This window comes from Peribacillus frigoritolerans (assembly GCF_030676415.1).
In the GTDB taxonomy this organism is placed as follows: Bacteria; Bacillota; Bacilli; order Bacillales; family DSM-1321; genus Peribacillus; species Peribacillus frigoritolerans_A.
Genome location: NZ_JAUUTW010000013.1, coordinates 21,049 through 44,400 on the forward strand (window position 1 = coordinate 21,049; position 23,352 = coordinate 44,400).

The following is a 23,352-nucleotide window of genomic DNA, read 5'->3' on the forward strand; positions in this document are numbered from 1 at the left end:
CGTTTCTATATAATATCAAGAGTAGATAACTAGATTTCTAGGTTATAACCCTTATTCAACAAGAGGGGAGTACCTTAATAAATAATTAAATCCCAATTTCTTATTTATATTACTGAGAGATTGGGATTTTAACACAGAAGTATCCTAAACGATGTTAATCTGCGTTTTCTGGTGGTATCGTACTCTTCAAATGGGAATGATGTTAGCGGATAAGTACAGAGTATTTGATAAAGAACAGGATTAGCGTAAACCTTTTACAATGATTTCTTTTGCATGATATGTAAAAGCAACATTTACATACATTCAAGCAACGCTTGCTTTTTCATCAATAGTTTCGGTCAATTGTTAACTACAGCAAGATACTGGGGTTTAGTTAGTAGGTAAATTCTGTAATCTTCAGAGATGCAACAAATTGATAAATAACCGCTTGAAACTGCGCCTGTTCGTAATGATCGACCTTTATTGGATAGAATCCCCAATGAAGCAAAGGCCTCCTTGTGCACAGAGTTAATTTGAATAATGATGATCCAATATTTTGCCAATCTGGAGAGTTTCATAGATTTTCAGCATTAATAACGTCTTATTATATGACTTATTTTGGATAAAGAGAGAAGCAATTCTAGATTATGCTCTATATAAACTTATTTGAAAAATAAGTGGGGAAGAATCATGGAAAGAATTATTGAAGAGATTAAAGTTATTGCAAGGTGCTTAGATGCACTCAGCAATATACTATATAAAGAATTTCAACTTTCTAAGGGACAGTACTTGTATCTTATTCAAATCTGTGAACACCCTGGAATGATTCAAGAAAAGATAGCTGAAGTGATTAAAGTAGACAGAACTACAGCAGCTCGCGCTATAAAAAAGTTAGAAATAAATGAATTAATAAAAAGAGTAGGAGATAGGGAGAACAGAAAAATAAAAAAACTATTCCCTACAGTAAAAGGAAAAGAAATATATAAACTGATGGAAAAAAAAGAGCCAGACTTTAATACATCAGCTCTTCAGAGTATTAATATAGAAGAACAGCAATTAGTTTTAAATTTTTCTTCAAAGAATAAAAGGAAATATTGAAATTGATTGGCAGCTTATAAAAAAGGGTTGTGGTGCAAAATCTCCAAGATAATTACAATTAATAAATCATGGACGTATTGATACTATTAATCTAAAAAAGGAATCGAGTTCAATTCAATTATTAAAGTTGATTCGTAAAGGGGTACATCCATTCACTGGATCGTTTTGGTAATGAAGATGAAATTCTCGAAAAATGGATTGACATCAAGGAAAATCTTCAAGCAGATATCGTTGTGATGGATTTGCCTTATTGGACACTACTCAGTTTAAAGATAGCCTGGGTACATTCATTAAGGATTTGGTTTCCAGATACTTTCTTGGATGGCGGAAGAGGGAACTGGATCGTATTCGAAAACGGGCAGTGTGAAGGAACTGATGTGGTTTTAAGATTGGTTCGACCGAAGTCAAAATATAATTTCACTGTCATTTGTGCAATTTTATCCGCAACCATTGGAATTCCAAGTATTCTTGTACCGCCTGCTTTCTTAGGCATTTCCACAGCTTTAACGGCTGGGTGAAAGTATTAAAGTTACGCCGCCTTTATACCGGTCACGGAACGGCAAGCAAGCAGGTTTCTTCCGAACTCATCCTGAGTTAACGACTCCCCCTCAGTTTTTATAACAATTCTACACTTTCGATACTTCTTCAGCGGTTCAATGGTATTCGTCTTCTTAATAATTACCTGAAAATGTCATTCACTGCCTTTCCCTAACGCTCAATACCATAATTTTTGACTATATCACCTTAAAGTGATTTGCAATCTCTACCTGTATAGCGGTTGGAGAGGCCTTCTCTCATCTTGGGTGCAACATTGCGTACTAAGAGTGCTTTTCAAGCACACTTTGTTTGCATTCGTGACACACAATCATCTTCATACCTCCTCACTATGTATGCTTGTCCCTTACACTTTTCCTAGCCCTTTTTCAACCCATAAGTAGAGGACATAATGAGGATATACATTGACTAATACCGGAGATATTACTCCAACTTGGATAATTCCGAAAAACATATGCTAAGCAAATTTTGATATAAAGAAAGCCGATTTTTCCTACACTAAGGAATGAACTGCACCTCCAATTGTTAGACACTACTAACAATTGGAGGTGAAATTTTATAGGGCGCACTTCTTGAGCATGCTATTAGAATAAGACTAATTAAGATATTATTGGCTTTATTAAAAAGGAATCGATGATTGCTTCTAAATATTGTAAGTGATAATCCCCGTAACGTTATCAACCATGGATAGAGTAGTGTAATGCATACAAATAGGTCGGATAATAGGGGGAACCATCGCTTCATTGATGAAAGCAGTTCGATAAGGAATGGTATTTCTTTCTGTATTATCAAAAACGTTGCCACTTTAGTTTGACTATTCTTTGAAATCCAAAGGAATTTCCAACGGCTTTCCTCTACTGGCCAGTCTTTACGAAACGTTTAATAATGAATAAGGATTCCTTATTTGTAGAAAGATTTTTAATCAATAAGAGTCTTAATTTATTGTAATAACGGCCATTTTCAAAATCACCTGGATGAAAGTAGTTGTCGTCGTACTTTGGGATGAGCGATTGTTAACTACGATGTGCCCAGGAAACTTTACTAGCATCAATCTATATTAAATAACTTAAAACAACTTATGATAGGTGAATTTTTACTTATAATGACTTTTATTATAACTTAAAATAGCTTATTATAAAGTTGAGGAGGTTGAAAATGAATCAAGAAGAACGTTGGATAAGAATCCTTAACTATTTAGAAACTCACAAAACAATGAACATCAAACAGATGTGTGAATCATTTGATATTTCCCGTGATACTGCAAGAAGGGATATAGTAGAGCTTACAAAGCAAAAAATGGTAGTTAGAACTCATGGTGGAGTTGCATTACCATCATTTCATAAAAAAATTGATGATTATCGGTATCGATTAAACACCGAATCAGAAACAAAGAAATTAATTGGAAAAAAAGCTGCAAGTATGATAACGGATAATGAGATGATTTATCTAGACGTTTCAACCACAGTCAATTTTATAGCTCAATTCTTAAAAGCGAGACAAGTGACCATTGTAACCAATTCAATTGATAGTGCTTATGTATTGGCTCAATCAGAAGATACAACTATACACTTCCTGGGAGGTATTTTAAATAAATCAACTCGACATGTCACAGGATTCTCCTCCTTAGAAAAACTAAAAGATTACCATTTCAATAAGGTGTTTATTGGAGCAGCAGGTATTACGGAAGACGGCATTTATTATGGATCTGAAGAAGAAATTCACTTTAAGAGGGAATTGATAAAACATGCTGATCAAGTCTTCTTATTGATAGATCATACAAAACACAATCATCGACAGAATTACAGAGCTTTAACATTTGAATCCATTGATACCATTATTACCAATCAATCAATGTCCAATAATTTATATAGATTTTTAGAAGAACAGGGTGTGGAAGTGCTAGTTACAGATACAGAATAAAAACTTTCTGATCAAGGGGAGAATTATTTTTAAATCTCCACTATTTTTGAAGCAGATGGCACATTCATCAGTGGGAGAGCGTTGGATAATAACTGGTTAATTTCCAGCTAATGAATGTAAAAGATATGACCAATTTTGACATAGAATTGTTTTACAACGAGAGGAGTTTAAAGATGATTAAAATGTTAGTTAGTGATTTAGATGGAACGTTAATTGATAAAAAGAATCAAGTGGCTCCACATGACGTTGAGGCATTGAAAAAATTACGGAAACAAAATGTAGACATCTGTCTTGCCTCAGGAAGAATGGACAACGAAATTATGGAAGTGGCTAAGGCAATTGGAGACCAGTTCCACCGCGTGAGCCAAAACGGAGCGTTTGTCATAACCAATGAACACGTTTCTCTTCACTCGCAAACGTTTGAACATGAGATCGCAAAAAAACTGTATGAATCGGCTTGTTCAGATCGTAACATCACAATCATTTGTTCCGATAACACCAACTATGTGGCACAAATAGATGATGTCATTCGGCAAATCGAGGAACGCTTTTTCTTTCCGATTAAGGAGAAAAGTGACATGGTAAAGGCAATTGGCCAATCCCTTGCTCCTTCTAAAATTACGGTATTGAGCCATCATGAGGAAATATCGGAAATGCAGCAAGCAATTCAAGATGTTTTTCACGAAGATGTGGATACATTCGTTTCTGAAGAAGGCTGTCTTGACATTATGCCGAAAAACATCAGTAAAGGAAATGCCTTATTAATCCTTATAAAACACTTGCAACTCAAGCCCGAAGAGATCGCATGCATTGGTGATTCTTTTAATGACATCCCTATGTTTAAACTAACACCAAACAGCTTTGCGATGTCGCATGCCCATAAAGATGTCAAAAAAGAAGCAGTATATATCGTTGAGACGGTTAGTGAAGCGGTGAAGGTAATTCTTGAAAAAAATGCCCGTGAATAAAACATGATTAAATTATAAGAAAATCAGAAGCGCTCGTTTAAGGGCGAATAGACAAGATCACTGTAGTGGATACAGGTGGAAGCGGAATGAATGGCAACATTGCAGGAGTCATTAAAGGCATCTTCGGGAATTGATGTCAAAGACTTGCTTGAGAATTTCTCAGGAAAGCGGAATTTACCATTTACCATCATCAACCAGGAGAATGTCGAAGCGAACATGAATATGGCAGCAGGCAAGGAAGAGTAACAGTATAGAATAAAATGAAGAAAGGTAAGAGCACTTATTTGCTCTTACCTTTTTTTGAATAGTGCTCGTTTAAAAAGGCAGGATCAGTTTATCTGCTCTTTTGTACTTAACATATATGTTCGTCATACTCGGTTTTCAAGTAATTTATCAGCTTTTGTTTTTGTTGGGAATAATGAAAGCAATTAAAATAAAAGGAAAAGTCGTCAAAAAAGAGAGGATTCTTATCATCGAAGCCATAAGAATTTAAAAAATCCGAGATTGTTTTTTCTTGATCCACTAAGTCGAACAATCCGGATACATAAAAATGATAACTGAATTTATCATATAAAAAAAGGTATCCTGTATCATCAAAGATATTTTTCACTGTATGACCATCCAATTCTAACTCACTCCTTCCTTACCAATATACCTTTTTATCGATGAAATTATTCAGTGCTCATCTTTCGGGAATATTATTATATTTACTGCAACGTGTTTTTTATACCTTCCATGCATTAAAGGTATGAAATAAATGTAGGTAGCAAGTATGGGGAACCAAAAAAGCACATCTTTTGTGGATGTGCTCAGGCTGTAGACAAACTCGATGAAAATCGAGTTTTCTATAGTTTTTTTATGGCTTGTACAATTTGGACGTTGATTTCCACTCCAGGCACTCGCTTTCCGCGGGCGGTCCGTCCTCGGCTTGAGCCTGCGGGGTCTACCCTAGAAGCGCTTTTTCCCGCAGGAGTCTCGCACCTTCCTCCCCAATCAACCTTGTTATAAAATTTAGATAGAAACCATATCTGAGGAGTTAAAGGGGGCGCTTTGGTACAGTATTTAAACCGTTACGTTTATGCCAGATAATAAAGTCTTCCACAGGGCATCATTGACATGAAACATATCTCCGGTGCCAAAGCCCGTATCTGGTAGTTCGACTACGCAGACTCGTTGCAATGGCCAGTTTCTTTCAACAATTCCTTTAACTTTTGTATGATTTACAACGAGGATCCGGAAGTCATGTTTAACAACCCGCGATAACACCTTCTCAAGTTCTGCAATTTCTTCTAACGTTCCCTGTGTCCTAATAAAAAGCAGACTCCGGCCGTTAGCCATTTTGTCTTTAAAACGTGCTACACGCCGGTCATATTTTTGCTTAACCTCAGGATATGCGGCCAGATTAGTAGGAGTATTTACATTTGTTTTAAAATCATGATTGAAATATATTTTATAAGCATTATCTGACACCAGCAAATCCTTATCAGTAGCGTAACCCCGAAATTCCAAATTGGGTTTTTCGAGGAAACCAGCAAATTGATTCTGCAGAAGCCGGGTTACATCCGGTAGAGAAGGAGAACCCACCCAATCCAATACTCCTGCAAATGGTCTTAGATTGTTATTTCTAAGCTGAATGCCAGCTAAACAATTATGACCTAAACTATAAATAGCATCGTAGCTCCCTTTTAGATCTTTTAAATTCATAAGCTCATCTCCATATAATCTCGTTAGTCACTACAGCAGGCAGATAGAAAAAGATCGATGCCAGCCAGTACATGATGTTTTCGTGTATCAAATGTCTATACTTATAAAATGCAAAAGAAGAGGAAAATGGGAGGGCAGAGAGAGGACATCTCTTAAAATGTGCGGATGTAGCCGGAACTATTGCCCGGTCAATGATTAAGAGTATAACAAAACGACTATAAAGACGAAACCTCCACCAAATCCAAAACCTTCTTCACACCTGATTCACAACGTGACATCATCTCTGTTCTTTGGATAAAATGTTGGAGGAACCTTTTATTAGATAGCGGGTGTGTTCGTACTAAAAGGTTAGCCAGTTTTTACTGGTTGACTTTTTTAAAATTGAATCTATTATACGACACCGCATGGAGGACTGGGGGTACTAGTTAGTAAGTAGAGGCGGAAAAAACAATGAATCCTGTTGTTGGTTTGGATGCGGCAAAAGGAGAGAGAGCCAAGTTCAGGCATTTTTAGAACAATCTAAACCGTATGGGAAGAGCTTTTCAATGAAGCATACCAAGGAGGAATTGGATCATTTCTTAGACTTTCTAAAAGAAGTTGAGGAGGTGGCAGGGAAGATGCCTATGGTCATTTTAGAATCTACAGGGCATTACCATTCTCCCGTTATTCAATACTTGGAGGAACAAGGGATTCGATATATCTTACTAAATCCGATTATTTCTTATCAGGCAAAGAAGCCAGTTTACGGAATGTAAAAACGGACGCAATCGATGCGTACCAGTTGTGTGTGCTGTATTACAAAGAGGGTTTTGAACCTCATAAAATTAGAGGAATTCAGCTTTTCCTTTGGAATTTGTCAAGACAACAGGAAATCGTAACGAATATGTATGTGGAAGTTAAACTTCAGTTTCACACCATTTTAGATTAAGTATTTCCTGAATACCGGAAGGTTTTTGGGGATCTATATTCGAAGGTTTCTTTATTGATGTTAAAGGAATATCCTACTTCAGAGGCGGTATTAACAGCCGGAGAAAGTAGACTAGCTGAGAGTGTTATAGAGTTCTGTTAAAAGGTATCCTGTATCATCAAAAGTATTTTCACTGTATGACCATTGTAGCGGGAACAAAAAGCACATCCGATAAGGATGTGCTTTCATAAAAGTATTATTTGTACATTTCAGCCACTTGTTTTTGCAATTCGCTATTTTCAAGGTACTCATCATAACTAATTTGCTTATCGACTGTACCTTTTGGAGTAAGTTCAATGATTCGGTTCGCTATAGTTTGGATGAACTGATGATCATGAGAAGAGAAGATCATTGACCCTTTAAAGCTGATCAAACCGTTGTTCAATGCCGTAATCGACTCTAAGTCCAGATGGTTAGTAGGTTCATCAAGCATTAGGACGTTCGAACCGCTTAACATCATTTTGGAAAGCATACAGCGGACTTTTTCGCCCCCAGAAAGTACACTAGCCTTTTTCGTGACTTCATCGCCAGAGAATAACATTCTGCCCAAGAAACCGCGCAGGAAGCTTTCGCTCTGGTCATTAGGCGAATATTGACGGAGCCAGTCGACAAGAGTTAAATCGACACCTTCAAAGAATTCAGCATTATCCTTAGGGAAATATGCCTGAGAGGTCGTAACGCCCCATTTGAATGAGCCGCTATCCGGTTCAATTTCACCTGCCAAGATTTTGAACATTGTTGTTTTAGCAATCTCATCTTTACCCACAAATGCAATCTTGTCGCCTTTATTCATCGTGAAGCTGACATTATCCAATATTTTTACGCCATCGATCGTTTTCGAGATTCCATCTACACGAAGCAGGTCGTTCCCGATTTCACGATCAGGTGTAAAGCCGACATAAGGATAGCGGCGCGAAGATGGCTCTATGTCATCCAAACTGATTTTGTCCAATAATTTCTTACGGGATGTCGCCTGGCTCGATTTGGATGCATTGGCGCTGAATCGAGCGATGAAATTTTGAAGCTCTTTGATTTTTTCTTCTTTTTTCTTATTGGCATCTTGAGTCAGTTTAAGGGCAAGCTGGCTTGATTCATACCAGAAGTCATAGTTACCGATATAAACTTTGATTTTACCGAAATCAAGATCCGCGATATGTGTACAAACTTTGTTAAGGAAGTAACGGTCATGGGAAACTACGATAACAGTGTTTTCAAAGTTGATTAAGAATTCTTCCAGCCATTTGATCGCTTTTAAGTCCAAGTGGTTGGTAGGCTCATCCAGTAAAAGAACATCCGGTTTACCGAATAGTGCCTGGGCAAGCAATACTTTAACTTTGTCGCCACCGTTCAATTCAGCCATTTTCTTTGTATGCAAGTCTTCTGTAATCCCAAGGCCTTTTAAGAGGATTGAAGCTTCAGGTTCAGCTTCCCAGCCGTTTAATTCGGCAAATTCACCTTCAAGCTCGGCCGCTTTCATTCCGTCTTCGTCCGTGAAGTTTTCCTTCATATAAATGGCATCTTTTTCTTGCATGACTTCATATAATCTTTCATGTCCCATAATGACAACTTTTAGGACTTCTTCCTCTTCATAAGCGAAGTGATCTTGTTTTAGAACGGCAAGGCGTTCGCCAGGCCCCATATGGACATCACCGGATTGCGCTTCAATTTCACCGGAAAGGATTTTTAAGAAAGTGGATTTACCCGCACCATTCGCACCAATCAGGCCATAGCAGTTACCAGGCGTGAATTTTATATTAACATCTTCAAACAGTTTACGATCGCCATAGCGTAAACCAACATTATTTACTGTAATCATTTATTTACATTCCTCCAAAATACTTTTGTTTCAACGTGTCCAACACTTTGTTTCATTAGTTTTACGCTGATTCACACAAACAGCAGTTTACGCTCTTGTATGTTTTAAACTGTGCATCATTTAAATTGTATCTTATTTATGCAAAAAGTTAAAGGTTCATTAGCAAAAACCAACATTTATAATCACTTATTAGATTAATACCTGAGATGCTTTAAGTTTTTTTATAAAAATTTCCAAATGCTCTTGACGTACATGTACGTAAATAGTATATTGAATATAGAAAGACGTACAAGTAAGTTTATGGAGTTGATTAATATGGAAACTATTCATCCTTTAAAGCAAATATCTCAGATATTTCAAATTTCATTGGCTTATATTGCAAATGAATTGGATGTCAAAAGGCAAACGGTAAATGAATGGGTTGGCAAAAGAAGAAGACCTATTCCAAAGAAGCATATCCCTAAAATCGCAGCAATTTTTAACCTAGATGAAAGATGGTTTGGAAAATCTTTATTAAAAGGTTCGGAAGTGTTGGAACTTCAAAGGATATACATAGACAGAAATGCTACCTTTGAAGAGTATGAGGATTTTTTTGTAGATGATGATGGAGTAGAACATGTCATTACAAAATACTATAGTCCTGAACAAGATGTATCGAGACAGCTTCATGAAGAAGAAAAAGTAAAATCTGTAATAGAAGATGTCCAGCAGTTATTAGAGCGCGAATTGGGTGAATTCAATCATTCTTATCAAGATATTATGAGAGGGGTACTATCTATATTGGATTCTAAAGAAAGAGGGAAAGTTAGAATGTTATCTGATGTAATCGATTTTCTATTGTATCGGGATCATGGTTTTGGAGGTTTTGAGATTAAAGATAAAAACGTTGAGGGAAAATTTGATGAAATTTATGAGTATTATCAGAAGAAATAAAATAGAAATTTTTCTACCGAGGAGGTGGTTATATTGTAAAAATTTTGATGAAGGGTATCAAATTCAATCAAGGTAGAAGTGAATTTCGGAATATTAAGTTACTTGAAATACATATAGGGGTAGGTGCTCCTACCCTAAATGCAATTAATACAATCGATTGGAAAAGGGGAATTTTAAATGGTAAAAAAAGAAGACTTAATTTTATTTACGATGTATTCCTTATGAGAAAAATAAAGTGTGAAGGATATTCTTATCTCTTATCTGCAATTAGCTTATCCGATAGAAGACTGAGGCTATATCCAAGGTGTAAAGAAATCGAGAATATCATGAAAGAACATACTAAAACGTTAAATTAACTAATTATTCAGTTAGCTAATTTATTCAGGAGGATGCGTATGGAAGAAACTACCCAAAGGAAAAAGTTATATGTGCATGTGCCTACTAAAATTGTGAGAAATGAGGAAATCTTTTTGAACAATGAAGAGTTCGCAATGTATGCAAGGTTGTGTTTTTTACACTTTAGAAACCCGAAGGATAAGGGAAATATCCTGAAATTAGATCATCGTACTTTAATGAACTTCTTGAAAATAACCGACACGAGAACTTTTAAGAAGAGGATTAATCACTTACATAGTTTGGATTTAATTAAAAATAGAGTCGAAAAAGTCCCCACTAAAGGGAAAATAAATATCGTATTTAATGATTCAATCGCAGAAGGTAGAACATTTACAAAATTATCAGCTTCAATTTTTACATACTTTAATAACGATCAGATTGATACCTATGCCTTTAGACAAATTTTCTACTATAAGAGTCGTATCAATAAAAACCTAGACGGAAACGGACATGATTATTGTTTTTCAGGTTTTGAGTCAATGACTAAGAGGTTTCGTATATCGAAATCAAAAGTGGAAGAGGCGAATAAGCAATTAAAGAAAGCGAAGTTGCTTAAAATAGTCAAACATAAACTGGAACCAACTCATGAATACATAGACGATGAGCTGCAATATGACCGCTATAATAATCATTATTTTGTGGCTGATATTCTCCACTAAAAACAAGGGTTTTCTCTAAGTACTCTACATGCAGAGGTAGCGTTTAAGAATGCAGAAGTAGAAATTTAGAATGCAGAGGTGCGGTACTCCTAGTGCAGCATTGGCAGTACTGTAAGTAGTATACAATTTAAAATATTAATATACATACAAGATAAAACAATATACAGTATTTCAATTTCGAAAAAATACGCTTCGAAATGTGGAATTACATTATTCATATCATAAGTTTTTAATTTAATTTTACATAATCGGTTAGTTAGAAATGAAATTAAACAATTATACAAAAGGAGAATGATTTAATGGGAAAAGGTTTAGAAAATCAGGTGTTTATTTATTCTTTAGGGACATATTCATTTTTTAATGATGAGGAATATAAAATTTTTAGGCGAATCCAGAATCTGAAAGGATATAAGAAAAAGTTAGGCAAGATGAAATCCAATTTGGCTGAGGGTGAAAGTTTGACTAAGAAACAAATTAAAGTGGAAAAAAAGAAAATAAACACAGAAATTAAAAAGGTTAATAATGGATCTGATACAGAAAAGGGTATCAATGAACTTAAAGAGGATTTATACAAATTAATCGATAATCACACTGGTAATCGTACTCTAAGAAAGGAAGAGATGAAGGAAAACCAAATCATCTCGGTGTTTGATTCCGTATTAAGCAGGACACTTGAAATGAAAATTGATGAATTGTCAGAGGATATAATGGTCATCCAGTCTTATCATGAAAAAGTGTTAGAAGGATTGATTAAAGATGGTTTCGTAAATCCTGATGGAGAGAAATATATTTACATGAGTTCAAGTGCTGGTCAGATTAGACAGAAAAAAGGTGTGTGGATCAAGAAGAAGTTATGGGATGAACATAAGGATTCATTAACTTGTGGATTAAGTCTTGAAGAAATAAACAATAGTGAGAAAAAAGGATGTAACGTTAACAAATATTTGAGTTACAAAGCATTAATATTTTCGGCGTCAGAGGAATGGAGCTTCCCTAATCCTGATGTAGATAGTTTTGATATAGATAAATGTATTGTTGTTGAGGATCTGGAATTGAATGTATTTTCTGAAGTTGACTATATAGACAGGGATACTTATAAAATTAAGCGTGAAAAAATGAACGTTCCAATTACAGCTACAGATGGAGTTGGGATGATGTTACCAAGCGTATCAGAAAAAAACTTCATGTGCAGATTACCATGGATAAAAGGGTTACTCGCAGTCTACGATTTTACTAAACATGGAAATACAAAAGTAACGGATATTGATAATAAAGTTTGGGATGTTGTAGATGATGGTATATCGATTATTTTTACTAGGTCACAATGGAAGATGCACGCTTATTTTGATTCATGGGAGGATTATAAGAAGCGATTTAAAGAGTATAACTGTAAAGCAGCCAAGTTGAATGAGGAAGAGGATGATTTCAATGATGGAAAAATCAATTATCAAATGTTAGAAAGTTTAACAGATGTTTCGGATGATGAGTTAAAGGAGATAGCTTCTTCTTCTATCCAAGATATAAAGGTGCTTGGGGAAGATAAATTAACAATGTTAAAGGTCTTGGGTGCAACAGAAGCAAATGAACGCAAGAGAAGCTTTCAGAAGGCATTACTGAAGTATCCACAGCTACTCAATGATGCATATTCCAAAGAAGCGATAATGACTAAAAAGAGATCTTTGGTTAATGAAGCTAAAACAGGAAAATTGAATGTGGATGGATCATATACGTTTGTCATTCCTGATTTATATAGTTTCTGTGAGTTCCTATTCAATGGAGAAGCTAAGGCATTACTTAAAGAAAATGAAGTCTATTGTAGTCTCCAACCTGAAGGAAAGGTCGGAATACTCAGGAGCCCGCATTTGTCACGTGAATGGGGACTCAAGGATAACGTTACGGTTAGTTCGGATAATTTGAAAATCAATGAATATTTTAAAACGGATGCCATTTATGTCTCGAACAATAGTCCTCTTAGTAAACTGATTCAAAATGATTGGGATGGCGATAAAGTTTTAGTTTTGAGTGAACATAAAGACGAAACACTCCTACATGTAGCTGAGCGCAACATGAGAAATGATAAAATTGTTCCTTTGTATTACGAAATGGAAAAAGCAAAGGCACAAGAAATTAATAATCAGAACATCTACGATAGTCTAATTCTTTCGTTTGAAGCTAATATCGGTGAAATTTCAAACAACATTTGCAAGGCATGGAATTCTAATAATCTTGATCTAGACATCATTAAAATCATGTGTATGGAAAATAATTTTGAAATTGATTTCGCGAAATCTTTATTTCGTCCAATTAGACCACCTCATATTGATGAAAAAATTAAGGAATACATAAAACTAAAATTGCCACACTTTTTCCTTTATGACAAAAGGAAAAATAAAAAGAGTAGAAAAACTAAGTTGAAAGTTGAATTTATTAATGAGAGCACCGTGAATAGATTGGAACGAATCATACCTAAGAATAATATTCATTTTAAAGAAGTGGCAGGGGGTACGTTCGACTACAGGTTTCTTATGAACCGCAAACAGATTAAAGTGACTGAAGATATGGATATTATAAAAAGGTACAAGGAATTAGATAAGAATAAGAATAAAATGATTAAAGCTAATGATGGTGAGTTTAAGAAAAAAGGGAAAATGTACGTTTATAAATACATAAAGCTAGAACTTTTAAAAATTAACCCGAATTCTACATACATAACAGATGTTTTGATCGAATATCTATATGGAGTCAAAGACAGTGCATATAAAGATACGCTATGGTTGAGCTTTGGGGAAATTATTGAGCGTAACTTGGAGCGTAATTTAAATGAGGCTGCTATATGTGATCATTGTGGAAGTGAATTTAGAAAGCTTAGAGAAACTCAGGTTACATGTAGTGAGAAATGTCAAAAAGTAAGAGAGAGGGAGAATGCAAGATTGAGGAAGAAAAAACAAAGAGAGAAAAATAAAAAGATTGCTTGACCGTGACATAAATATCCAAAAGAGCTAGGAACCTTGACACTAAAGGGTTTCTAGCCTTCTTTGTAGGATTAGATAATGGTCTATTAGGGAGAGAAAAAGAAAGCTAATATACACAACTAAGGGCAAGAATTCTCTTCTTTTTTATTTTTATTAAAAAACCAAATACGATTCCGTAAATATACAATAACACGAAAATGCATAAGTTGCAAGTATATAAAATTACATAATAAGTGGGTGGATAAATCATGAAGAAACGTATCAAATATACAGTCGATCAAAGTGGTGTAGTTCACCTAATAAAGAAATTTATAGAAAGGATGATTTATAAATGGGAAATGGATTTAAGCCGTTCAAGTGCTTCAGTATTAATTTGTTGCGCTTTATCTCGGCTCATGGAATTAAACCAATGAGTAAAGGACTTCATGAGAATGGGAAATCGTATTGGATTTTCAACTCTGATGAAATTAGTGACATATTGTTAGCGTGGACGAACAATAAGCCTGAACAATTAAAATAGGATTAATAGTACATACATAATTATTTACCAAGGCGGTTCCCAATGGGAGTCGTCTTTTTTTTACATTCTAAAATAAGGGAGAGTTTATTAAATGAAAATATCAGATAGAAATAAAATTATTATTGTTGGGGATTTAGTTTACATTACAATGTTGGGTAAGTATTCGGACAGAGTCGCTATTACAGATGTTAAATCATTCATTAAACACAAAATAGACGGTTACAGATGGTTCTGCAGTGCAAAAGGCTATGTGTATACTTGCGTGAATGGGAAAATGATTTTCATGCATCGTTTGATTACTAATTTTAAGGGTGAGCATACAGATCACATTGGAAATACTGATAATAAAATTCAGGACAAATTAGACAATAGATTTGATAATTTAAGGCCTTGTTCAAACCAACAGAATCAACAGAATTCAAGGGTGAGAATAGATAATACTTCACTTTTTAAAGGAGTTAGCTTGGATAAGGCGATTTATAAGGTTCAGACGAGGATTAAGGGTAAGAAGTATTACCTTGGGGGATTTAATATTAATAAGTTTGAGAGCGCTCTAGAACTCTCAGGGTACGCTTATGATGTGGCTGCCACTTATTTATATGGTGAGTTCGCTGAACATAACAATGTTAAAGAAAATGGATTATTATCTGATGAAGATATGAAGATGGTTGAAGAAATCGTATATAACAAGATTGAAAAACACGGATTACCTAAGTATCAAGCTGTACATAAAATCGAGTTAACCAATACTTATACTGGATCAATTGAAATTGAAGAAGCGAATTAATTAAATGGATGTGTGAATGAAATGAGTATAAATTGATTATTACACAAAGAGTTATATAAAAACTATCTCAATTATGGTTTATTTAACCTTCTAAGAGGAATATGTATACTATTAAGGATATTTTGCCCTGTAAGATCTATATTTTACTAGTATTCCAAGTTGTCTTTTGTTAAAATTAGCTAAAATAGAGTTGTATTAGGAGGGTAATTATGACTATTGCTACTAGACCTACTATTAACAAGCCACTTAGATCTATTAACATTGCCCCTAAATATTCTAATTTAAATAATTTACCTGTTGTTGAAAACAAAGAAAAAAGACAGCAAATTTTAAAAAACTCGTTAGAGTCAGCATCTAAAATTAAAGTATTCTAGAGGATAATAGACTATGGGGAATTTAAGTGTGACAAGTTTTAAGCCAGAATCTATAGTTTCTGGTTTTTCTTGTGGTAATGATAACATCGATTATATACTTAAGAATTATGCTGCAATCTTATTAAGTGAAGGTAAAGCAAATACAAATCTTTTCTTTTTAAACGGACAACTAGTGGGTTTTTGCACTCTCTTAGCAGACAGGATTTCAAAAAGTAACACAAGGGTTTTTTTACAGGGGGAATTTCCTACTTATTACCCGGCCGTTCAACTTTATTCGATAGGGGTTCAAAAAGAATATCAAGAGTTTGGTATTGGCTCACAAATTCTAGAATGGGTAATCGCAAATACATATCATGCCAAGAAACAAATTGGAATTTCTTTTATAGTGTTAGAAGCTTACAAAGATGAAAAATTGCTGAATTTTTATGGGAAAAATGGTTTTTCCAAGTGGGCATATCTTGAAGAAAATGATTCGGAATTGGTGCCTATGGTTTACGATTTCAGAGGACTAGATGGAATAATATAGTGACATATTCAAATAAATAGTTTCATAGCCTTTAATAAAAGGAGATGATTTCATTGAAACTATTTAAATTAGTAGAACCAGACAAAAAGGGTAATTTAAGTCAAAGGAAGAAACACTTAAAAAAGGCTATCAAAACTGCAGAAAAGATTAACAAGAATAGTAGATAACTAATAGCATCCGAGTAATCGGGTGTTTTTTTCTTGGCGAAAGGGGGCAAATAAAAAATCCAGTTGAAAGCTGGATTTACTCGTTAATGAAAAATTTGGTTATTGGTGCGATAAAATCTTTTACTCCATTGGCAGTTGAGATTATTTCGTTTAATCGACCCATAAACTTAAATACACCTCTAACATTTTCATCTTCCACTTCGGGTCGGATATCTTGGTTATTCATGATTAACGAGCCTAATGATTGTTCTAAAGCAGTTTGAACTCCCTCAATTCCTGAAATGAAATACCTATGTAAAGATTCTCTTATGTTATGTAGGTTTTTCACTAGAATTTCCTTAACTCCTTTGGATAAATCTGACTCAGTAATGTGAGAAATTAACGTATCTACCTCTTCAATTAACTCATTAATTTGTTCATCGCTAATAATTGAATCTTCTAGGTCGTGCACTAAAGAGATGTTTTCAGCTAAATAGTAAAGTGCAGTAAGAGTTTCATAGTCTAAAGATTGCTTAAATTGGGAAATGCTAGAGTTAAAATCAATAAACGCAAGTACATGTCCGATTTTATTAATAAAGACCATATTCCTTTCAGTGTTCAAACGGGGAGTGGTTTCTATGTAATCTTTTGTAGAAAAAAATAGTTGTAACATTTCATTGTATCTTAGTAACATGGCTGATGTGTCTGATGGCTCAATATCATAAACGTTTGACCATACCGTTCTAAAAGTTGAGGTTGTTTGAAATTTGTATGCTATTTCAAGTAGGTTATGTAACTTAGAAGCAGGGTTTTCTTTTCTCATATAAATACCTCCAAAATAATCTTTATAACCTTAATATACCAAATTTATTGAGGAAAGGAGAGTAAATGATTTCTGTACCAAACTTTCATTCTTCTAATTATAACATTTATAGGGAATAATATGCAGGAAATTGCATCCCTTACGTCGAAAGTTGTAGGTAGAAGGAGGTGGGTTAAAATGCAAAAATTCAGAGTGAGATTTAAATTTGATAACGAAAACTCTACTTCATTTATCATTGATGCAGAAAGCAAAGAGATGTTATACAGTTTTATTGTCTCTAATAAAGATTGGTATGAGCATGAGGATAATAAAGGCGTATTAAATGTTATTAACATGAATCTTGTGACCTCTTTTTCAATAGTTGAATATAAACAGTCTTCAATATCTTCTACTAACGGTTGGCGATAATCAGGGAGAGGAGTTTGTTAGGATGTCTGAAGAAAGTCTACAAAAAGAATTAATAAAGGAATTAAAAAGAACTAGAGAATCAATTAAAAAATCGGTAATAGATTTAGATCAGATCGTAGGCAATGCAGTTTATTCTAGGATGGCAGAAGGACAACCTGATAATTCATTATTAATAAGTATTGATGAAAAACTAACTAAACTTTTAGAAAGTAAATAACTATTGAAGGCATCCGAGTAAAAATCGGGTGTTTTTTATTTTGGAGAAAAAGAGGGAGTGGTTTACAAAATGGATTTTACATCTTTAAAAGAAGCAAGACAGTATCTAGTGGACAAATATGATATGAAAGTAAGCGACTTTGATGATATGTATGTTGAAGAATTTATGAAATTATTAGAGTTTGATAATTTAATAATAAAGATGGTATAAGTAATGGCTAAAATTATACATTTTCCTAACAAGGATGAAGATTTAATCGAACAGTTAGAATACATTACCGAACAAGCAAGGGAAGGTAAGATAAAGAATTATGCGTTTGCTGCAGAGTTGCAAGGTGAAGATGAAGGGTTAATAGCAACATCGTATTACAATGCTGATGTAGGCACTAAACAGCTTCTAAACTCACATATTCAAGTGGATATAATGGCAGCGATGGTTGAAGTTAATTTCTTTGATGAATGATTAATATTGGGATGTAAATTGTCCTTTCTTATTAAACATGTAAAGGGGGTAGGAGATGAGGTGGATAAGGATAGTGTAAGTAATCTAGGGATTGCACAACAGACTGCTGCTGAGTTGTTAGCTACTGGGAACATTGAGAAAAAGGAGATTGCTCAGACAGTCGGAGTGAGTAGAACAACCTTATATAACTGGATGAAGAAGGATGATAATTTTAATGCTGAGGTGGACAGACTCAAACGGGAACATAGAAATTTTGGACATCAATTAATTGAATCTAAATTAGTGGATGCTGTTAATGGATATTGGAAACTGATCAGTGAATCTAATAATGATATGGTTAAGAAGTCTGGGTATGAATTCTTTATTGAGAGAAGTCTAGGTAAGCTATCCAATAAGACTGAGATAAGCGTGGATAATACAGTAACTAAGGTAGATGAGGATATATTAGATACTGAACATGAACGTTGGTTGAAGGATATGGGTGATGTAGTGGAAGCGGAGTATAAGGAGATTGAATAAAACGTTTCTTTTATCTGTATATCATATGCATTACTATTCACCCTACATATACTGAGTGTGGTTCATAATAGTCATTACAGCTAATACTCACGCCTGTTAACATAATGCTGTTTATAGGAAGTAGATACCTAACCCTTGATGCTATAAGCTTTAGCTGTTGAGTATATGTACTTGATAGGTAATAGCTACACACTACCCACACTACACACAGTATGCATAACAGTACGCTATCCCTTGGTACATATAGGTTAGTGTATGTATAACGTAATGAGTAGTGATGTTCGATGTATGATTGCTGATGTGTATGATGAGTGACTGATGTATGTATAGGATACTGCATGAACAATTAAATAAAATAAATAATATTAATTAAATAATTATAACAAATAAAATAATAAATATTTTTTAATTAAAAAATAAAATAATTATCTTATTCTCTCCCAGATTCCTAGCCTGAAATTCCCCAATAAAAGTATGGGGGGTGTTTCTTTTTTGAAAATGGAAAAAATCCTGTCGAGGGACACTACAATTTTTTATAAAATTTTTTCAAAGTTTGGAGGGTGGAAGCAATAACGACTGACATTATTAATACTCCTGAGAATCGGGACTTATTACGAAAGTATCTATACAAGGACTTCATTAAATCCGGCATAGATAAACATATCGCTATTCAACGTGTAGGCACATTAATGAAAAAGCATGACGGTAATCTATTCGATAATAAAGGCTTAGCATGGTCACTAGGTAAACGTTCATTCGAATACTTCTGTCTAATGTGGTTACAGGATTTCTTTGTTCCCAAGGATACGAATACATCTAGGCCTCTTGCTCCTGTTCACTATGACATATGGAAGGTGTTGGAGAATATATTCATTGATCATACTCACGATAAGCAAGAATTTATCTTACCTCGTGGAATTGGGAAATCAACTATTATCGATACTGCCTTAACTACATTCAATCACTGTTATAAATTAAGCACTTATACTATTGTATTAGCAAACTTGGAAGCAGATGCAATCGAATTTGTAGATAAGACGAAGAAAGCATTACAAACACCTTATATCCTACATACATTCGGTACATTAGTTGTTCCACGTAATCGTACAGTTAATAAGCTTGAATTAGAATTGGATAATGATACAAAGGTTAAAGCCTACTCTTCTCAAACTTCTGTTCGTGGTACATCTTATATCGCTCCTAATGGGATATTCCGTCCAACTTGTGTTATCGCTGATGATTACATATCTGAATCCGATATCCTGACAGATGAAAGTAAAGCTAAGAAATATTCACGTTGGCAAAAAGAAGTGGAAGAGGCTGGTGATGAAGCGACTTACCGTGATGGTAAATTAATCAAATCAGCAACTAAATTTATTGTAATTGGTACTCCATTAGCACCGGGTGATTATATCGACTCCATTAAAAAGAATCCTGAATATAAAGTATTCCATAAAGCTGTAGTTGGTTTTGATGTAGACGATTATTTTGAGAATCATGAACATTGGCAAGAGTTTAAGCGTATTCTGTACGATTCTAAGCGTGATGATCCATTAGAAGCAGCTAAACAGTATTATTATGACAACAAAGCTGAGATGTACTATAAGACGCTGTGGGAAGGTAAGTATGAGTGCTATAAACTTGCCATGAAATACTTTGATAAGCGTATAGCCTTCATGCAAGAGTTAATGTGTACGTCTGAGAATATTGGTGACAGATGGTTTAAATCAAATATCACACAATCGAAGGAAGATGTAGAAGCACATAAATTTACTAAGACAATGCTAACTGTGGATACTGCAGGGGTTAAGAATAAGGATAAGAAACGCAGTGACTCATTTGCTTTTGCGGTTGGGTCTCTTTCTAATAATGGATTTAAGTACATTAGGAATGCTCATTTGCGTAAGTTTGAAGAGTTTAATGAATATGTGGAACATGTAGTGGCCTTACTCAAAGAGTTTAAAGACCTTACACACGTTTTCATTGAGAAAAATACATACAACGGTTTGGACGTAGATGATATTAAGAAACGTATTGAAAAAGATGATGAATTATCATCTAGAAATATTACATTTATCAATGAAATGCAAAGACGCAATAAAGATGAAAAAATATCTACAATAGTATCTGATGTGAATAATGGAAGAATCATATTCTGTGAGGAACGTGTAGAAAAAGAATTTTTGGATCAAGTCATGGCTTTCTGTGGTCAAAAGTTTAGCTTACATGATGACGCAGCCGATGTATTAGCAGAATTAGCAAACAGGATTGACCAAATTGAAGTAATTGTACCTATCGTATTATTTGATAGGAGTAAAATTGGATTTTAGGGGGTGGGTTAGTGGAAATTAATAAAGAATTATTGGATAACTGTGTTAAAGCATTCAGAGAACAGCAATTAGCTTACACAAAGTATCAAAATTACTATGATGGAAAGCACGATATCTTAAATAACTATCAATTTAGTGAAAATCGATCCAATATGAAGATTGTAGTTAACTTTTTCAAGAAGTTTTTAACTGATGAATTAGCTTACAGCTTAAATAATCCAGTTAATTACATTGATAAGCTAGGTAATACAGAATACATTGACCGAATTGACACCGATTTCTCTACATGGGAAAAGGTGCATGACCAGAAGCTAGTTTTAAATACAAATATTTTTGGGCACTCATTTGAATTACGATATTTTAAGGATAATGAGTTTAAAGCAACCGTATTAACACCATTAAACTGTTTTGTGTTGGAAGGTCAAGACGCAGATAAAACTGTTGAGTTGGCTATGAACTTTTTCAAGAAAAATCGTTTCTCTGAAAAAGAAATGTGTGACTTATATCTACCCAATAAACAAGTGATCCATTACGAGATGGATGGTGACGATTTAAAAGAAATTGGACGTAGTGAACACGCATTCATGAATGTTCCTGTAACTGTTTCAGAAGCAAATTTATATCGAAGATCAATGCTAGATGATATTAAAGAATTAATCGATGCATATAACTGTACAATTTCAAACATGTGCAACGAGTTGAGTGACTTCAGAATGGCCATCCTAAAAGTTATTGGTACTAAGTTTAATAATGAAGATGATGTAGCAGCAATGAGTAAAAAAGGAGTTATTCAATTACAAACTGGTTCAGACATTGATTATCTTATTAAAAACTTACCTGATGCTTTTGCAAATAGCTCACTAAGAGAAATCAAAGAGAATATTTACAAGTTAGCATCACATATTGATACTAACGAAAAAATGACCTCGAACACCAGCTCAAGTGCCCTCAGAGGACGATTGATTACGTTAGAGAACAAATGCTCAACTATTCATACGATGCTTGAACAGGTCATTAAATCAAGACTTAAAGAATACTTTACCATTTTAAAAGCAACAGACAGTATCGATTATAATTACCGTTTGATTAAGCTGAAATTTACGATGAATATTCCCCAGGATTTACTTGCATTAGCCGATATAGCTTCTAAATTCAAGGATGTTATGTCATTGGAAACTATTTATGGGTTATTACCTTTTGTTGAAAATCCTCAAATGGAGTATGAGAAGTTCATAAAGCAACAAGAGAATATGATGGGATTTGAACCAGATTTAGACGCTATTTCAGACGATACAGCGAGTGATGAAGTTCCTCTAGAGGAAGCGGATACCATTGAATAAGTATTTCCAACTTATTCGTCAAATTATAGAGTTACTCGTATCAGGTAATATAAATGGATTATTCAAAGTGTTTAAATCGTCTATGAAGAAAACTCAAACTGGAATCGATTCAATGTTATTACCTTACATAGTGAATGGTAAGTTGAATGTTCCTTTGACTAAGCGAGCTAAGTTGTTAAGACAAATTGATAAGAGTGTAAAAGCAGAAGCTAAAATTATGGGTAATAAGGAAATTGAAATTACAACAAAGATACTCAATGAAACAGTTTTTGAATCTTATTATCGTACAGGTTTCCTATTGGAAGCGGGTTTGGAGAAGGCTATTAAGCTAAATCCCCTAAAGGAAAATGATATTAAAGCAATCGTTAATACTCCAATTAAGGAAGAAATGTTCAGTAGTCGTATATGGAAGAACAAAGAGAAATTAGTTAAACAAGTACGATTCAGTGTTCAACAAGCTATGATGCAAGGCACAGACCCACGTAAGCTGTCTAGGGAAGTCCAACGTATCTTTAATGTAACGGCATATGAGTCTAAAAGGTTAATTAATAATGAAGTGGCAAGGGTTTCACGACAAGCACAGGATCAAGTGTATGAGCAATCAGGAAGAGTCAAAGAGGTTATGTTTGATGCAACTTTAGATAAGAAGACAAGTAAGTATTGTCGTGACCATGATGGTGTTAAATACAAGTTTGGTGAGCATCCAAGGATACCTGAAGATACACACGTACAATGTAGGTCAGATATCATTCCAATTATTGATGATTGGAAGCCTAGAGTTAAAAAAGAGAATGTTAAGAATGAAGATGAGATTAAACCTATCGTTGATTATTCAAATTATGATGAATGGATGAAAAATAAAAATTTCAAGTAAAGTACCCCTGCGAACTATCGTTAGGGTTATTTGTATTGTAAAAAAATACTTGCACTTAT

Annotated in this window: 21 protein-coding genes and 4 pseudogenes; 22 read left to right on the top strand and 3 right to left on the bottom strand. The window is 34.3% G+C overall.

Going from position 1 to position 23,352, the window contains the following annotated elements; genetic code table 11:
• Positions 1-669 precede the first annotated feature (669 nt).
• The 6 genes and pseudogenes from Q8G36_RS13625 to Q8G36_RS13650 all read left to right on the top strand — a co-directional run.
• Positions 670-1,129, top strand: a pseudogene (locus Q8G36_RS13625) (MarR family winged helix-turn-helix transcriptional regulator).
• 91 nt (positions 1,130-1,220) lie between these two features.
• A pseudogene (locus tag Q8G36_RS13630) lies at positions 1,221-1,410 on the top strand (recombinase family protein); the annotation flags it as partial.
• A 44-nt stretch (positions 1,411-1,454) separates the two neighbouring features.
• Positions 1,455-1,595 (top strand): hypothetical protein, encoded by a 141-nt coding sequence (locus tag Q8G36_RS13635; protein ID WP_305160545.1) that lies wholly within the window; start codon positions 1,455-1,457, stop codon positions 1,593-1,595.
• A gap of 1,192 nt (positions 1,596-2,787) precedes the next feature.
• Positions 2,788-3,552 (top strand): DeoR/GlpR family DNA-binding transcription regulator, encoded by a 765-nt coding sequence (locus Q8G36_RS13640; protein WP_305160544.1) that lies wholly within the window; start codon positions 2,788-2,790, stop codon positions 3,550-3,552.
• Between the two features lie 173 nt (positions 3,553-3,725).
• Complete coding sequence (locus Q8G36_RS13645) at positions 3,726-4,520, top strand: HAD family hydrolase (RefSeq protein WP_305160543.1); 795 nt, start codon at positions 3,726-3,728, stop codon at positions 4,518-4,520.
• Positions 4,521-4,567: 47 nt separating this feature from the next.
• Positions 4,568-4,766, top strand: a pseudogene (locus Q8G36_RS13650) (flotillin family protein); the annotation flags it as partial.
• Between the two features lie 816 nt (positions 4,767-5,582).
• Here the strand turns inward: Q8G36_RS13650 and Q8G36_RS13655 are convergent.
• Positions 5,583-6,224: a DUF1796 family putative cysteine peptidase gene (locus tag Q8G36_RS13655; protein ID WP_305160542.1), complete on the bottom strand. Its 642-nt coding sequence runs from the start codon at positions 6,222-6,224 to the stop codon at positions 5,583-5,585.
• A 450-nt stretch (positions 6,225-6,674) separates the two neighbouring features.
• Between Q8G36_RS13655 and Q8G36_RS29280 the strand changes: the two are divergent.
• A pseudogene (locus tag Q8G36_RS29280) lies at positions 6,675-7,290 on the top strand (IS110 family transposase); the annotation flags it as partial.
• 97 nt (positions 7,291-7,387) lie between these two features.
• On the opposite strand, the gene Q8G36_RS13665 reads toward Q8G36_RS29280, so the two are convergent.
• On the bottom strand, positions 7,388-9,007 hold the full coding sequence (locus tag Q8G36_RS13665) for an ABC-F family ATP-binding cassette domain-containing protein (protein ID WP_305160540.1): 1,620 nt from the start codon (positions 9,005-9,007) through the stop codon (positions 7,388-7,390).
• Positions 9,008-9,322: 315 nt separating this feature from the next.
• On the opposite strand from Q8G36_RS13665, the gene Q8G36_RS13670 reads away from it, so the two are divergent.
• From Q8G36_RS13670 to Q8G36_RS13700, 7 genes are all read left to right on the top strand, one after another.
• Positions 9,323-9,940, top strand: coding sequence for a helix-turn-helix domain-containing protein (locus tag Q8G36_RS13670; protein ID WP_305160539.1), 618 nt, complete (start codon positions 9,323-9,325; stop codon positions 9,938-9,940).
• A gap of 395 nt (positions 9,941-10,335) precedes the next feature.
• Positions 10,336-10,995 (top strand): hypothetical protein, encoded by a 660-nt coding sequence (locus tag Q8G36_RS13675; RefSeq protein ID WP_305160538.1) that lies wholly within the window; start codon positions 10,336-10,338, stop codon positions 10,993-10,995.
• 299 nt (positions 10,996-11,294) lie between these two features.
• Positions 11,295-13,970, top strand: coding sequence for a hypothetical protein (locus Q8G36_RS13680; RefSeq protein ID WP_305160537.1), 2,676 nt, complete (start codon positions 11,295-11,297; stop codon positions 13,968-13,970).
• 245 nt (positions 13,971-14,215) lie between these two features.
• The gene (locus tag Q8G36_RS13685; protein ID WP_305160536.1) at positions 14,216-14,380 is read left to right on the top strand and encodes a hypothetical protein; all 165 of its coding nucleotides are present in this window, start codon (positions 14,216-14,218) and stop codon (positions 14,378-14,380) included.
• A gap of 198 nt (positions 14,381-14,578) precedes the next feature.
• Positions 14,579-15,274, top strand: coding sequence for a hypothetical protein (locus tag Q8G36_RS13690; protein WP_305160534.1), 696 nt, complete (start codon positions 14,579-14,581; stop codon positions 15,272-15,274).
• A gap of 209 nt (positions 15,275-15,483) precedes the next feature.
• On the top strand, positions 15,484-15,648 hold the full coding sequence (locus Q8G36_RS13695) for a hypothetical protein (RefSeq protein WP_305160533.1): 165 nt from the start codon (positions 15,484-15,486) through the stop codon (positions 15,646-15,648).
• Positions 15,649-15,661: 13 nt separating this feature from the next.
• Positions 15,662-16,174 carry a GNAT family N-acetyltransferase gene (locus tag Q8G36_RS13700; RefSeq protein WP_305160532.1) on the top strand — a complete coding sequence of 171 codons (513 nt, stop codon included), beginning with the start codon at positions 15,662-15,664 and terminating at the stop codon, positions 16,172-16,174.
• Between the two features lie 243 nt (positions 16,175-16,417).
• Here Q8G36_RS13700 and Q8G36_RS13705 read toward each other — a convergent pair whose 3' ends face one another.
• Positions 16,418-17,143 carry a hypothetical protein gene (locus Q8G36_RS13705; protein WP_305160531.1) on the bottom strand — a complete coding sequence of 242 codons (726 nt, stop codon included), beginning with the start codon at positions 17,141-17,143 and terminating at the stop codon, positions 16,418-16,420.
• 177 nt (positions 17,144-17,320) lie between these two features.
• Here Q8G36_RS13705 and Q8G36_RS13710 point away from each other — a divergent pair, with 177 nt between their 5' ends.
• The 8 genes from Q8G36_RS13710 (at position 17,321) to Q8G36_RS13745 (ending at position 23,293) form a co-directional block, all read left to right on the top strand.
• Positions 17,321-17,551: a hypothetical protein gene (locus Q8G36_RS13710; protein ID WP_305160530.1), complete on the top strand. Its 231-nt coding sequence runs from the start codon at positions 17,321-17,323 to the stop codon at positions 17,549-17,551.
• Between the two features lie 22 nt (positions 17,552-17,573).
• Entirely contained in the window at positions 17,574-17,768 is a 195-nt protein-coding gene (locus Q8G36_RS13715; RefSeq protein ID WP_305160529.1) for a hypothetical protein, read from the top strand.
• Positions 17,769-17,837: 69 nt separating this feature from the next.
• Positions 17,838-17,978: a hypothetical protein gene (locus tag Q8G36_RS13720; protein ID WP_305160528.1), complete on the top strand. Its 141-nt coding sequence runs from the start codon at positions 17,838-17,840 to the stop codon at positions 17,976-17,978.
• 3 nt (positions 17,979-17,981) lie between these two features.
• Entirely contained in the window at positions 17,982-18,230 is a 249-nt protein-coding gene (locus tag Q8G36_RS13725; protein ID WP_305160527.1) for a hypothetical protein, read from the top strand.
• Positions 18,231-18,248: 18 nt separating this feature from the next.
• On the top strand, positions 18,249-18,749 hold the full coding sequence (locus tag Q8G36_RS13730) for a phBC6A51 family helix-turn-helix protein (RefSeq protein ID WP_305160526.1): 501 nt from the start codon (positions 18,249-18,251) through the stop codon (positions 18,747-18,749).
• Between the two features lie 560 nt (positions 18,750-19,309).
• Positions 19,310-21,079, top strand: a complete 1,770-nt coding sequence (locus Q8G36_RS13735) for a hypothetical protein (RefSeq protein WP_305160525.1) — start codon at positions 19,310-19,312, stop codon at positions 21,077-21,079.
• An 11-nt stretch (positions 21,080-21,090) separates the two neighbouring features.
• The gene (locus tag Q8G36_RS13740; RefSeq protein ID WP_305160524.1) at positions 21,091-22,419 is read left to right on the top strand and encodes a phage portal protein; all 1,329 of its coding nucleotides are present in this window, start codon (positions 21,091-21,093) and stop codon (positions 22,417-22,419) included.
• The gene (locus tag Q8G36_RS13745; RefSeq protein ID WP_305160523.1) at positions 22,412-23,293 is read left to right on the top strand and encodes a minor capsid protein; all 882 of its coding nucleotides are present in this window, start codon (positions 22,412-22,414) and stop codon (positions 23,291-23,293) included. The genes Q8G36_RS13740 and Q8G36_RS13745 overlap by 8 nt, the downstream gene beginning before the upstream one ends.
• Positions 23,294-23,352: the final 59 nt, after the last annotated feature.

Excerpts from the sequence above, each read along its gene's own strand:
- Q8G36_RS13655 (WP_305160542.1), bottom strand. The coding sequence starts at position 6,224 with ATGAATTTAAAAGATCTAAAAGGGAGCTACGATGCTATTTATAGTTTA.
- Q8G36_RS13695 (WP_305160533.1), top strand. The coding sequence starts at position 15,484 with ATGACTATTGCTACTAGACCTACTATTAACAAGCCACTTAGATCTATT.
- Q8G36_RS13725 (WP_305160527.1), top strand. The coding sequence starts at position 17,982 with ATGGCTAAAATTATACATTTTCCTAACAAGGATGAAGATTTAATCGAA.
- Q8G36_RS13700 (WP_305160532.1), top strand. The coding sequence starts at position 15,662 with ATGGGGAATTTAAGTGTGACAAGTTTTAAGCCAGAATCTATAGTTTCT.
- Q8G36_RS13665 (WP_305160540.1), bottom strand. The coding sequence starts at position 9,007 with ATGATTACAGTAAATAATGTTGGTTTACGCTATGGCGATCGTAAACTG.
- Q8G36_RS13690 (WP_305160534.1), top strand. The coding sequence starts at position 14,579 with ATGAAAATATCAGATAGAAATAAAATTATTATTGTTGGGGATTTAGTT.
- Q8G36_RS13670 (WP_305160539.1), top strand. The coding sequence starts at position 9,323 with ATGGAAACTATTCATCCTTTAAAGCAAATATCTCAGATATTTCAAATT.
- Q8G36_RS13720 (WP_305160528.1), top strand. The coding sequence starts at position 17,838 with ATGGATTTTACATCTTTAAAAGAAGCAAGACAGTATCTAGTGGACAAA.
- Q8G36_RS13715 (WP_305160529.1), top strand. The coding sequence starts at position 17,574 with ATGTCTGAAGAAAGTCTACAAAAAGAATTAATAAAGGAATTAAAAAGA.
- Q8G36_RS13640 (WP_305160544.1), top strand. The coding sequence starts at position 2,788 with ATGAATCAAGAAGAACGTTGGATAAGAATCCTTAACTATTTAGAAACT.
- Q8G36_RS13685 (WP_305160536.1), top strand. The coding sequence starts at position 14,216 with ATGAAGAAACGTATCAAATATACAGTCGATCAAAGTGGTGTAGTTCAC.
- Q8G36_RS13645 (WP_305160543.1), top strand. The coding sequence starts at position 3,726 with ATGATTAAAATGTTAGTTAGTGATTTAGATGGAACGTTAATTGATAAA.
- Q8G36_RS13680 (WP_305160537.1), top strand. The coding sequence starts at position 11,295 with ATGGGAAAAGGTTTAGAAAATCAGGTGTTTATTTATTCTTTAGGGACA.
- Q8G36_RS13710 (WP_305160530.1), top strand. The coding sequence starts at position 17,321 with ATGCAAAAATTCAGAGTGAGATTTAAATTTGATAACGAAAACTCTACT.
- Q8G36_RS13675 (WP_305160538.1), top strand. The coding sequence starts at position 10,336 with ATGGAAGAAACTACCCAAAGGAAAAAGTTATATGTGCATGTGCCTACT.
- Q8G36_RS13705 (WP_305160531.1), bottom strand. The coding sequence starts at position 17,143 with ATGAGAAAAGAAAACCCTGCTTCTAAGTTACATAACCTACTTGAAATA.